General features: G+C 38.9%; 11 protein-coding genes. 6 read left to right on the plus strand and 5 right to left on the minus strand.

The window, feature by feature from the left end; translation table 11 throughout:
* Nucleotides 1-523: 523 nt before the first annotated feature.
* From C9J36_RS15305 to C9J36_RS15325, 4 genes are all read right to left on the minus strand, one after another.
* Complete coding sequence (locus C9J36_RS15305; protein WP_430010642.1) at nucleotides 524-3703, minus strand: ATP-binding response regulator; 3180 nt, start codon at nucleotides 3701-3703, stop codon at nucleotides 524-526.
* 552 nt (nucleotides 3704-4255) lie between these two features.
* A complete protein-coding gene (rlmD, locus tag C9J36_RS15315) occupies nucleotides 4256-5629 on the minus strand; it encodes a 23S rRNA (uracil(1939)-C(5))-methyltransferase RlmD (RefSeq protein WP_107943673.1) in 1374 nt (457 codons plus the stop codon).
* Between the two features lie 65 nt (nucleotides 5630-5694).
* Nucleotides 5695-6492, minus strand: a complete 798-nt coding sequence (locus C9J36_RS15320) for a polysaccharide deacetylase family protein (RefSeq protein WP_066164877.1) — start codon at nucleotides 6490-6492, stop codon at nucleotides 5695-5697.
* Nucleotides 6493-6617: 125 nt separating this feature from the next.
* A complete protein-coding gene (locus C9J36_RS15325) occupies nucleotides 6618-7517 on the minus strand; it encodes a TIGR01777 family oxidoreductase (protein WP_107943663.1) in 900 nt (299 codons plus the stop codon).
* A gap of 96 nt (nucleotides 7518-7613) precedes the next feature.
* On the opposite strand from C9J36_RS15325, the gene recX reads away from it, so the two are divergent.
* Genes recX through C9J36_RS15340 form a run of 3 tightly spaced genes read left to right on the plus strand, consistent with a single transcriptional unit; the run spans nucleotide 7614 to nucleotide 9005 of the window.
* Nucleotides 7614-8417, plus strand: a complete 804-nt coding sequence (recX, locus tag C9J36_RS15330) for a recombination regulator RecX (protein ID WP_107943664.1) — start codon at nucleotides 7614-7616, stop codon at nucleotides 8415-8417.
* Nucleotides 8417-8743: a YfhH family protein gene (locus C9J36_RS15335; RefSeq protein WP_066164886.1), complete on the plus strand. Its 327-nt coding sequence runs from the start codon at nucleotides 8417-8419 to the stop codon at nucleotides 8741-8743. The genes recX and C9J36_RS15335 overlap by 1 nt, the downstream gene beginning before the upstream one ends.
* 1 nt (nucleotide 8744) lies before the next feature.
* Nucleotides 8745-9005: a YfhJ family protein gene (locus C9J36_RS15340; RefSeq protein ID WP_107943665.1), complete on the plus strand. Its 261-nt coding sequence runs from the start codon at nucleotides 8745-8747 to the stop codon at nucleotides 9003-9005.
* Between the two features lie 405 nt (nucleotides 9006-9410).
* Here the strand turns inward: C9J36_RS15340 and C9J36_RS15345 are convergent, their stop codons facing one another.
* Nucleotides 9411-10397: a metal-dependent hydrolase gene (locus tag C9J36_RS15345; RefSeq protein WP_066164892.1), complete on the minus strand. Its 987-nt coding sequence runs from the start codon at nucleotides 10395-10397 to the stop codon at nucleotides 9411-9413.
* Between the two features lie 247 nt (nucleotides 10398-10644).
* Between C9J36_RS15345 and mutY the strand changes: the two genes are divergently transcribed.
* The 3 genes from mutY (at nucleotide 10645) to ntdP (ending at nucleotide 12678) form a co-directional block, all read left to right on the plus strand.
* The gene (mutY, locus tag C9J36_RS15350) at nucleotides 10645-11676 is read left to right on the plus strand and encodes an A/G-specific adenine glycosylase (protein WP_107943666.1); all 1032 of its coding nucleotides are present in this window, start codon (nucleotides 10645-10647) and stop codon (nucleotides 11674-11676) included.
* Between the two features lie 46 nt (nucleotides 11677-11722).
* Nucleotides 11723-11890, plus strand: coding sequence for a hypothetical protein (locus C9J36_RS17335; protein ID WP_161485065.1), 168 nt, complete (start codon nucleotides 11723-11725; stop codon nucleotides 11888-11890).
* A gap of 236 nt (nucleotides 11891-12126) precedes the next feature.
* Entirely contained in the window at nucleotides 12127-12678 is a 552-nt protein-coding gene (gene ntdP, locus C9J36_RS15355; protein ID WP_066164901.1) for a nucleoside tri-diphosphate phosphatase, read from the plus strand.
* Nucleotides 12679-12862 lie beyond the last annotated feature (184 nt).

Consider the following 12862-nt stretch of genomic DNA (forward strand, 5'->3'; position numbering starts at 1 on the left):
TAAAAAAACGCATCCATAATTCTATCTACAAAAGTACAGCGGAATTAGGAATACGATTGAAAAAACAATTGTAAAATTATTATAACATTTTTCTGAAAAATTCACAAATTTATTATTGACAATGCGCTTTATCGTGAGGTAAAATGAAATTTTGTTCCTTGGAATGAAGGTTGCGATGTTTGTTTGAATTGCATCTTGAATTGGTAGATGTGTCTAACAATTGAGGTGTAGCTCACTTTTTAATTATACTAATCTAACCGTGCGACAACTTCACGATATGTGAAGTGTATGTGGCAACACAGGGATAATCCCTCTATATATAAAGTACAAAAAACGAAATTGCATGTCGCAACTTCGTTTTTTTTTGAATGGACTGAAACTAATTATATCCCTGCTTCTTCTTTTAAATTGATACGTGCATGTGAACATAATTCATTTCAATACAAATATCTTTTTGAATAAAGATACATCATGTTACTCAAGTATAAAAGAATCGTTGCATATGATTGATTACCATCGGACACTAGATTTTCACAACAAAGGATACTACTGTCCCTTGATTTGGTGCACTTTTAATTTGAAGACCTGTACCAAAAAGTCTCATTAATCGTTGATTCGTATTAATTAAACCAATGCTCGTCTGGTTATCATTCTTTCTTTCCAATAAGCTTTGTAATTGAGTATCATCCATACCAACACCATCATCTTCAATTGAAATCTCAACATAATCTTCATGAACAGAAACTCTAATAACGATTTTTCCTCCACTGATACGCTTCATAATTCCATGTCTTACGGCATTTTCTACTAAGGGTTGAATTGTCAGGAAAGGAATCTTGAGATCTTTATATTCATCCATTTTCCAAACAACCTGTAATCTATCGCCGAAACGCACTTGTTCAATATTCAGATAAGATCGCACAATATTTAATTCTTCTTCTATTGGGATTAACCCTTCAATATTTTGAAATTGAAATTTGCTTCTTAAAAAATCGCTCAAATTATTTAGCATATCATTCATCTTATCTAAGTCGGTGGAACTTAATGCAATGACTGAATTTAATGTATTGAATAGAAAGTGGGGCTGAATTTGAGCTTGTAACCATGCAGCCTCTAATTGTAATTGTTCGCGAACTACTTTTTTTATAGTTGTGAGCGCCTTAACTCTCGATCTAAACTCCAACATTTCAACAGGCTTTGTCACATAATCGTTAGCACCAGCTAAAAAACCAGCTTGTATATTATTTGGCTCACTCCTAGCGGTAAGTAGTAAGATAGGGAGCTCTGTAGGTGAATAACGATTACGAATCTTCTTGGTTAACTCATAGCCAGACATCTGTGGCATCATGATATCAGAAATAACTAAACTAAATTCCTTTCCATCTAATTTCTCAAGAGCTTCTTTTCCACTCGTCGCGATAGTGATTTCATATTGTTCAACTGATAAAATCGATTGAAGCACTTGTAGATTAATCGGATCATCATCAACAATTAATATGGATGGCTGCGCGGACTTTGCCTCCATTAATGTCGTTTGATCTGTAGCAACTGATGTTTCTAGATTCGCCAAATCGATGGAAGTTTCAATTACATGACTCTCAGACTTTCTTTGAAATGTGGTGTACTGACCTTTCATGGATGAAATATTTTTATTTTTTTCATACTCATCCAACGGGGCCAACTTTAGTGAGAAGGTGAACTTTGACCCTTTTCCAATTGTTGACGATACTTCTAGTTGTCCGTCATGCAGTTCAACTAATTGTTTACTTATATTCAAACCTAATCCAAGGCCGCCTTCATTCATTGCTTCATCTGCCGCTTGCTCATAAGGTTGAAACAAACGTTCCATAAAATTCTCGTTCATTCCTATCCCTGTGTCGGATATCATAATAAACGCTTTTTTATCCTCTACCTTAGCTTGAATGCAAATTTCACCTTCATTCGTGTATTTCACAGCATTGTGAAGTAAATTATAGATAATTTGATTGACCCGATTCTCGTCTGCAATCACAGGTGGAAAATCCTCTGGAATTTGATTAACAATTTTTACTGGCTTGACTTCAACAAGGAATTGCAGCATGTCGATTACACCAGTGACAATGGGCTGAATCGTAATATTTTTTTTCTGTAGACGCGGATGCCCCTCCCTAAGGCTTGCGGCATCAAGTAAATCATTTAATAACAATGACATCCGCCGACCGACCGCTAAAATTGTTTCAAGTTCATGGACACTTCTGTTCTTTAATAGATGTCTTTCTCTATTTAATATTGATTGAGACATGTTAATCATCCCATGAAGTGGATTCTTAAACTCATGGGAGGTGTTCGCTAAAAATTCGTCTTTATGCTCATTCATTTTTTGTAATCTTAATGCAAGTTTCTCTGTTTCAGCATGCATTTTAAGATAATCCTTGAACCAAATGGAGGCAAAACAACCAATAGAAATAATCAAATCGAATGGGTAATGAACAATACTTATGCCCGCTTCTCTCCAATAGATACCCCAAATAAAATGGTGAATGGCTGCTGTAAAGGAAAGTAATAATAAAACGTTACCTGTGATATCTATATAAATTTTTTTAATTATCGCAAATAGCGCGACAGCAACTGCAAATCCTGCCAATAGATAATAAACAGGAAACAACATCATAATTTGAGTCGGAGATAAAAACAAAGTAATGATGGCCATCCCGATGCAGACAATCGAGTATATGTATGTCATAATCCGCCTATAAGACAGCTTAGAATGGTCTATGCACTGTAACAACGCAAAGGAAGCAATCGGAATTGTCACATTTGCTAAACGAAAATCCCACTCATATCCAACATTAAATAGTAGGTGAAATAATTTTTCATCATTGCTTATTAAATTCATTAACGTTATACATAACAAAAGCAAAGAAAAGGATAGCAGCTTTTTCTCACGATTTCCTAAAAAATATAGAACAAAGGCATAAACCGAGTGGATTAAGAATATTACTGAAGCTAATACTTGCATGGATAAAGACAAGTTTCTTTCAGTAGACATGGCCGCTTCTGAACCAAATTTTATCGATCGAATCATACCGCTTCGTCGAACATCTTTAAAATTTGCTGCTTGAATAACAATTTCAATTACACCATTTTCATCTGCTGTGAAGGTTGCTGAATAGGGCAAATTTTTTGCTTTGTATTCATCTTCAGTTTTACCTACTTGTCCTGACCCGGCCAAGTGTCGCCCATTAATATATAATTCAGAAGAACTACGTACACTTGGTACGTATAGACTGTAATTCATCCTCTCAGTCGGATTTACAATTATACGTAAGCGATAGGAACCATATCCATAAGGAGTTGATGCTCCATCATAAAGGCCCTCATTCCACCTACCTGGTACTTGAACAAGCTTCCTCTGTTGATTGCTTGAATTAGTTTGCGGTTCATCATCTATCAACCATTGTGACGGGTAAAACTCCCACTCCCCGTCAAGCAACAGAACTTCCTCCTCCTGCGTATTCCAATCCAGCAAATCCAATTGTCCATTCTCTATTTGCGTATGTGAGAGGTTTTGAAACGTAGCCTCCCATAAAATACGAGAGCCTGATAATATGAGTATAAATAATCCTATCATTATGAAAATATGTCTATTTTTCATATATGTTTTCGCAGAATCAACTCTGCCTCCCCTCTCTATCCAACTATCTTGGTTATTTACATGAAGCATTACTTGACCTAGTTTATTAATTAAAAATATTAATCAGTTTAAGCAATTACATTATATTATATTTTACTCAAATTCCATATAACAAGGAGTTGTCCAAGAAGCCTATTTTATTTTGCCACCGCATTGAAATCAATGTTTTCATCGCTTCCCTTTTACTGAAGGATAGCGCTGCTAAAGCGAATGTTCATCAAATTTTTAAAAGAGGCGTTCTCTGTTTATCCCGTATTAACAAATTTGTTTGCGACGAGTAACCGCAGGAGCACAGACCCCCACTTCAAAATAGCAGATAAAATCAAGATGTTTAAGTGGGGAATCAAACAGCCTGTAAAAACTAAGAATGAGGCCAACACGATGTTGGTCACACAAGCGTTTTCGCAGGATGCGAAAACGCTTGTGTACCTCTATCACCAATCAGTGGGGATGTGCGAAAACCCCAACTGATTGAAGGTTCACTTTATAGGAATCAACATTTTGCGAAACATCATCGCTACTGTCCAAAATGCCGGCTATGCACGGCTTTTTGGACAGCCACTTTGCAACATACATTTTATTTTACTTGCGTAATTCCATGTTACAAACAACCTCAACTTGTGCAGTCTGTGGGAACATATCAACAGGCTGCAAATATTCCACCTTATACAGCTTCGTTAATTGCTGTAAGTCCTTCGCTAATGTGGAAGGGTTGCAAGACGTGTAGACAAGACGCTTCGGCTTAATTTTTAAAACAGATTGGATGAAGCTTGCGTCCAACCCTGTACGCGGTGGGTCTACTGTAATAACATCTGGCGTGAAGCCTTCGCGACGCCAGCGGGCAAGCAAGTCTTCTGCTTTACCTACATAATAACGCGCGTGTTTGAAGCCGTGATTACGGGCGTTGCGCTTTGCGTCAGTTATGCTCTCTGGTACGATATCCATGCCGCGTACTTCCTTTGCATCACGTGCTAGCCATAAGCCAATCGTACCGACACCGCAGTAAGCGTCGACAATTGTTTCTTTCCCAGTTAGTGCTGCTGCTTTTTTTATTTCATTATATAAGTGCACTGTTTGCTTGGGATTAAGCTGGAAAAAGGCACGTGAAGATAAATCGAATGCTAATTCACCAAGCTCCTCGTGAATTGTTTCTTTCCCATCTAAAATAATTGTTTCATCCCCGAAAATAAGTGATGTTTTCTCACGATTAATATTTTGAGTAATTGATACAATAGATGGATCTAGCTTTTTCATACGTTCGATTAATTCCGCTTTATGTGGAAGCTCATTGCGTGTAGTTACAAGGCATACTTGTGTTTCACCTGTTCGAATACCTGTACGCACAACGATTGTACGTACTAATCCATTTAATGTTTTTCCATCATAAATAGAGATGCCAAGCTTTTGTAAAATTTTACGAGTGCCGACCGTAATTTTCGATGTGGCAGGGTGCTGCACGAGGCAATCATTAATATTAAGGAGCTTGTTGGAGCCTTCTGCGAAGAGTCCAGCATATACGCGTTTGCCTTCTTTACGCACCTGAAATTGGCTTTTATTGCGGTAATGCCAAGGGTTATCCATACCGATTGTTGGGCGAATAATAGCGTTTGCTGCTACTTGTGGCACATATTTTTCGAGTGCTTGTATGACGATATCACGTTTATTTTTTAGCTGTGCCTCATAATTCATATGCTGAAGCTGGCAGCCCCCACATTCATCATAAACAGGGCAAGGAGCCTCTTGTCTATCAGTGCTTTTTTTACGAATTGCTAAAACTTCCGCCTCGGCAAAATTGCGTTGCAGCTTTGTTACTTTTACCGTTACTTCTTCCCCAGGTAATGCGCCTTTGACAAACACAACATTACGCTTGAAAAAGCCAACGCCCTCTCCATTAATGCCAAGTCTTTTAATTGTTAAAGGGAATTTTTGCCCAAGTGTCATTGTTATTTGGTTCATTGCTTTCACATCCTTATACGAGTTCATCCCACCATTATAACGCATGGTGGGATGAAAAAAAAAGATTAAGGTAATGTGACACCTTCATATTCAAGAACGAGGTCATCTAATGATTGAAATGTGTAGCCTTGAGCCTTTGCATCCTGTATAAATTTGGGCAATGCCTCGGCATTATCCTGTGCGACTGTATGCATTAAAATAACTGCGCCAGGATGTAGCTGCTGCATTAGGGCATCATAGGCATATTTATAGCCGCGGCGCTCATCCTTCAGCCAATCCTTAAAGGCAACAGACCAGAAAATATGACGATAGCCATACTCATTGCCTACCTTTAATAGCTGTTCATTAAATATTCCTTCTGGTGGTCGGGCATAATAAGTACGTTCAATACCTGTTAGCTCCTTTAACTTCTGATCAAACTTTTGCCATTCAGCGACCATTTCGCTATCAGAAAGTCGTGCCATATTTGGATGTCCATAAGAATGATTGCCAATTGTATGACCATCCGCCACCATGCGTTTTACTAAATCCGTGGCGCTCGTTAAATAATGCCCTGTTAAGAAAAAGGTTGCTGGGACATTTTCGGTAGCTAATGTGTCTAAAATACTTTCAGTAAAGCCGTTTTCGTAGCCGTTATCAAAGCTTAAATAAGCAATTTTTTCGTCAGGCTTTCCTTTGTAAATAGCCCCATATTTGTCAAGCAGTGCATCGAGCTGTGCGCCAGCCTGTGCGGGCTCGTTATTTGTTGAACGCTTAAAGCCCCAATGATATTCAGCTGCCTGTGCAGTAGAGTTTGTTGATAGCATAAATGTAACGATTGTTGCGCAAATAAGCATGATGCCTAAAAAATGATGTTTCCACATAGTCGTGCAAGCCTCCCTTTTCAATGTAGCATTTACAGGCTGTGCGCTAATAGCCTGTAAATGCCCGAACTAACAATCAGTAGTGCTGATTGAAGTTTCACTTTCTAAGTAGGTTGCACAAAAAGCTAAGACTTATACAAATCACGAAGTGCTTCTTCAAGTGTAGGGAATTGGAAAGTAAAGCCTGCTGCAACTAGCTTATCGGGCACAACATGTTGACCCTCTAGGACGAGCACACTTTTTTCACCAAGTGCAAGTTGGAGTGCAAAGCTTGGCACAGGTAACCAATGCGGTCTATTTAAAACGCGTCCTACTGTTTTTCCAAAGCTTTTCATCCGCTGTGCATGTGGTGCTGTAAAATTAATCGGACCTTCAAGTGAAGATGTTTCAATCAAATATAAAATAGCTCGTGCCACATCATTGACATGAATCCATGACAGCCATTGCTTGCCAGAACCAATCGTACCACCAACAAACATTTTATAAGGCATAACGACTAATGGCAGTGCACCGGCGGTTTTATCTAAAATAACACCAAAACGAGCTAAACATGTGCGAATACCTAATTGTTTTGCAAGAAGTGCCTTCTGTTCCCAATCTGCCACTGTTTTTCCTAAAAAATCCTGTGCCCGTTGTGTTGATGTTTCATTATATGTAGCCGTTGTAGAAATAGGATAGATACCGACAGCGCTCGCATTTACAATAACTTGAGGAGGTGCTCCTAGCTGCGTAACAATGCGTAGCATTTCTTCGGTAGCGGTCATGCGGCTATTATAAATTGCTTCTTTTTGTTCAGCGGTCCAACGTCCATCATTTAGAGAAACACCTGCTAAATTGACAAATGCCTCAATGCCTTCAAGCTGCTCAAGGGGCAATACACCATTTAACCATTGAACATAGTGTACGCCCTTTTCAAGCTTTGGCTGTCCACGAGTTAAAATGATGACTTCATGCCCTTGTTGTTGTAGCAAAGTTGTAAGTGTATGACCAACTAAGCCTGTACCACCTGCAATTGCAATTTTCATCGTAATCTCCTCCTTTTGCCTTTCATACTGTATTCGTGAAAGGTTGCAAAAAAACCTGTATACTAAAGATAATTCGTAGAAGAAAGGAAAGAAGGCATGTTTGTTATTACGAAAATAGGGCGTCAAAAAAACAATGCAGAGCGCTATAATATTTATTTGAATGAAAAATATGCCTTTGCCGTAGACGAAGGAACGCTAATTCAATTTGGATTGACAAAAGGCAAGGTGCTTGAGCAATTTGATATAGATGAAATTACGTATGAGGATGAAATTGCTAAGGCGTTTAGCAAGGCATTGCATTTTTTAAGCTTTCAAATGCGTAGCGAATATGAAGTGAAAAAAAAATTGCTTGATGCAGGGCATGGGGAGGCTGTTGTTTTAGAAGCTGTTCGCAAGTTAGAGCGGCTAGGGTTTTTAAACGATGAAACCTATTCGAAAGCCTTGCTAGAAACGAAGAAAAAAACAGCAAGTAAGGGGCCACGTGCAATCAAGCAGGATTTAATGAAAAAAGGGATTGATAAAAAGCTTCAAGAGCAGGTATTACAAACGTTTACACATAAGGACCAGCTACAACTTGCCCTACAGCTAGCAGAAAAGGAAGTACGTGGAGGCAAAGGGCGAACGCCAGCTCAAATAAAGCAAAAAATACAAGATGTACTTGTACGCAAAGGATATTCGTTTACAATTGTACAAGAAGTGCTTGAACAAATAACGATTGAGCGACAAGATGAGGAGTGGCAGCATTTAATTGAAGAGCAGGGCGATAAAATTTGGCGTAAATATGCAGCGAAGCTCCAAGGCATTGAGCTACATATGAAAGTGAAGCAGGCACTTTATCAAAAAGGCTTTCCAATTGAAATTATTAATAGCTATATAAATCATAAGGAGTATGAAGAGTAATGGAAAAAAATTATGCAGCTATGACAGAGCAGGAGTTGCGAGTAGAAATTGCGGCATTGAGAGAAAAGGCACGCAAGGCAGAGCAGCTAGGCATTATGAATGAGTTTGCCGTTTATGACCGAAAAGCAATTATGGCAGCATCTTACTTAGTGGATTTAGATAAAATCGTGCTCGGTGAAATGTACCGTATTGACGGTGCGCCGGGAGAGTTTTTTAAAGTTGACCGCTTAAAAGGACGCTTTGCTTGGGGGCATCGTCTAGGCAGTGAGCGCTATGAGGAGGCGTTGCCTGTAGCCATGTTATTGCCGATGAAGGTAGGGAAATAACATGGAGCAGCATATTGAAAAGTTAACAGCGCATTTGCTGAAAAAAAATCCAGCACTATCAAAAGGGCGTGCACGCACATGGGTCGAGTTGCTGTGGAGTGATTTTGAGGCAACTTCCGCAAAAGCGGGTTATGCGTTTCGGGGAGCCGACTATACGGCAAACCTTGTAAAGCAACTAATAGAGAGCTACGGTGACAAGCTACATGAATTTGCGGGTAAAAATCCGAAATATGCACATTTATTAGATAATAGTGATGAGTAGGGGTGACCCAAATGCCGTGCAACTACACGGCATTTGGAACGCTAGTGGTAGTGTTTTTGTAAAATGTTTGGTTATGAAAATAGCGAGTGATTTCTTTGGAAAAGAGAGGAATCTGACTTTTGCAGTGTTTTCCTTAGTAAAAGGGGAGAGATAAAATTTTTTTTTGCAATGCTTTGCTACAAAATTGTATTATTGGCATTTCCCCTAAGTGAAAAAAGAGGACACTGTACACTATCAAAACAAATTGTTCTAGACTCTCACTTTAACAACAGGAGAAACATCGCTAGTCCCTATGTTTCTTTTATTTTCAGAGAAAGCCCTCTCCACTTTAATAAGCAAACAGTTTCTCAAAGCACTACCGACAGTGTTCGAGAAGCCGACTACTGCACGACTTCTCGAACACCTTTAATCACTTGCCCCAATTTGTAGCTTCCTTTGCAGCTTATCCTCTGTGAAAATCCATCCAGTATATGATGTGATGATGTCTAAATCATCATTTAAGTGTGCTACAGCAACAAATGGATAACGATTATTGCTGCGATAGCGTAAGTCAATTAGACGAACCTCTGTTAAGTCATTGTCAAGCTCGGAAATTTCCCAGCGATAAAGAGGTGAGAAAGAGACAAAGGCTGCTAAATTTGAATCGCTCAAAGCTTTTTCTATAAGCGGCGTTTTAGGTAGTGGGTGAATTTCGAATTTGTCATAAATATTGACTGTTCGTCCGTAAGCTTTTCCTACATAATAATGCGTTTTAGAGGCGGCTGCTACGCGCCAATTGAAAAAGCGCATTGTCGGTGCAACAATAACAAATTCCTCATCCTGAATTGTCGCATGGACTGCTTTTTTAACAGCATTTTGCACGAAAAAGCGTAGAATATAGTATAGAAAAATAATAAAGTACATGATGCTGAACATTAAAACTGGATTTGCCCCGAAGGCCCATAGTAAAAGACCAATACAATGAATTGTAAAAATAAATGGGTCAAATGTGTTGATAACACCTAATGCCACCCATTTTTTTGAGAATGGGCGTAATGCTTGTGTGCCGTAAGCGTTAAAAATATCAACGAAAACATGAAGAAAGACAGCAAGTTGAATCCAGAGCCATAAGTGAAAACTGTTGGCATCTTGGAAAATTAACGATAAAATAGCCGTTATGAGGAGAGGCCATAATAAAGTAGCGGGAATAGAATGAGTAATTCCTCGATGATGACGTATATATATAGCGTTATTACGCATTTTTAACACAGTATCGATATCGGGTGCTTGTGAACCGATAATTGTACCTACCATTACTGCAGTAAATGTGATGGAATGGTTTGCAACGACGGGGTCAGCTAGCGCTAAGCCGCCAAGTGCAATGCCCATAACTAAATGTGTACCAGAATCCAAAATTTATCATCTCCTTTTATTCCGCATTAACGGGCAGTAAAACTCCCACTTCAAGACTTAAGTGAAAATCGGCTTAAGGATAAGTGAGAGATCAACTGCCCGTAAAAGCCCGATTGGTTCAACTAACAATCAGTGGGATGAGGAAAACCTCCACTGATTGAAGTTTCACTTTATCTAAGGACATCTTATTACTTCTATCATATACCCTTTTTCAATGAAAGAAAATCTAAAATAAGCGGAGGAAACTGTGAATTACGAATATAAACAACAATTTCGACACGCCTTAGTCGAATGGTTTAATAAAGAAAAAAGAGACTTACCTTGGCGACAGACGACAGAGCCTTACCATATATGGGTATCAGAGGTCATGCTACAACAAACACGTGTAGATACCGTTATTCCTTATTACAATCGTTTTATTGAGCGCTTTCCAACTGCCGAGACGCTTGCCTATGCACCCGAGCAGGAGCTTTTAAAAATGTGGGAAGGGCTAGGTTATTACTCACGTGCTCGCAATTTACAGGCAGGTGTACGTGAAGTTGTTGAAACTTATAATAGCGTTGTACCCGATAACCGAGCAGATATTTCCAAGCTAAAAGGTGTTGGTCCTTATACAGCAGGTGCCATTCTTAGTATTGCTTATGGCAAGCCAGAACATGCAGTCGACGGTAATGTAATGCGTGTTTTAAGCAGGGTATTACATATAAAAGAGGATATCGCTTTACAAAAAACGCGCAAAGTCTTTGAGGAGGCAGTTGATTTTTTAATTGACCCAGAAAATGCATCCTCCTTTAATCAAGGATTGATGGAGCTAGGCGCATTAATTTGTACACCGACTTCTCCTAAATGCTTATTATGCCCTGTACGCGAATATTGTATAGCATTTGAAGCAGGTGATGCAGCAGAGCTGCCTGTGAAAACGAAGAAAGTGAAAACGAAAGAACTTAATTATGATGTAATTGTTATTGAAAACAATGAGGGTAGCTATTTATTAGAGAGGCGACCAGAAAAGGGATTACTTGCCGATATGTGGCAATTTCCGATGTTGGAGCGAGGTAAAGAAAATATAACAGAAAAATATGGGGTGGAAATAGGTGAACAAAAGCCTATACTCCAGTTCAAGCATGTTTTTTCACATTTAACATGGCATATCGATAGCTATTACACAGTAGCAACAGCTATTTTATCTGAAAATAGGGAGTGGTTTACAAAGGAGCAAATAGCAAATTTGCCGATGCCCGTCCCAATGTTAAAAATTTGGTCAAAAACGGATGTATAAATCACTTTATCGCGCGCACAATAATGAGCACGGAGGTGATTTGAAGATGAAACGCAATCGTCAAAACAATGAGCAAGGGCAAAATCAAAACCCTACGCAACGCGAGGAGTTTGCAACAGAGCCAGATTTCCGCGAGATGGAAAAAAATAATCAATATGCTGGTAAACAGCAGCCGAAGAAAAGCTTTGGCAACCAAAACGAAGAAACGAAATAGTTATAAAAGAGGGGTGTCGGGAAAACAAAACTTTCCCGACGCCCTTCTTGCTTGTTTGGCCAATTTGTTGTTTTTAATAATTTTGTGTTTTCTCACTACACGTTTATCTGAACGATTGCTATAATAAAATATGAATGTTACATTATAATATAAATATTTATCTCGATTCAGAAGAAAATAGTCAGTAGGAGTCGAGGCAGAATTGCTTAATGGTGGACAAAAAGGTGGGCTTTGATATGGCATTACCAGTAGAAGGAGAAACGATACAAATACATAGCTACAAACACAATGGTCGCATTCATCGTATCTGGCAAGAGACGATGGTGCTAAAGGGAACTAAAAATGTCGTTATTGGCGCAAATGAAAAGACCCTTGTAACAGAATCAGATGGGCGAACTTGGTTGACGAGAGAGCCGTCGATTTGTTATTTTCATGCAGAGCATTGGTTTAATATTATTTGTATGCTACGCGAAGATGGTGTGTACTATTATTGCAATATGAGTTCACCATTTGTATATGACAGCAATTCCCTTAAATACATCGATTACGATTTAGATGTAAAGGTTTTCCCGGATATGTCATACACATTACTAGATGAGGACGAGTATGAAGAGCATAAAACAGCAATGGCTTATCCTGAAGTAATTGATAAAATTTTAAAGCGTAATGTAGCCAAGCTAATAAGCTGGATTCAACAGCGCAGAGGTCCATTTGCACCTGATTTTATCGAAGTATGGACAAATCGCTATCATCTAAACCGTGAAATTCAAGGGGAAAATAGGTCATAATAGGCGTCCGAAAAGCGTGCTAAAGCACTGCTTTTCGGACGTTTCGTTTGTATTTTATCCCGCATTAACGGGCAGTAAGCCTCCCACTTCAAGACTTGAGTGAAATCGGGTTAATAATAAGTTGGAGAATAACTGCCGGTAAAAGCCCGAATGGTTCAACTAACAATCAGTGGGGAGAACACCC

It is taken from the genome of Metasolibacillus fluoroglycofenilyticus, from assembly GCF_003049645.1.
Taxonomy (GTDB): Bacteria; Bacillota; Bacilli; order Bacillales_A; family Planococcaceae; genus Metasolibacillus; species Metasolibacillus fluoroglycofenilyticus.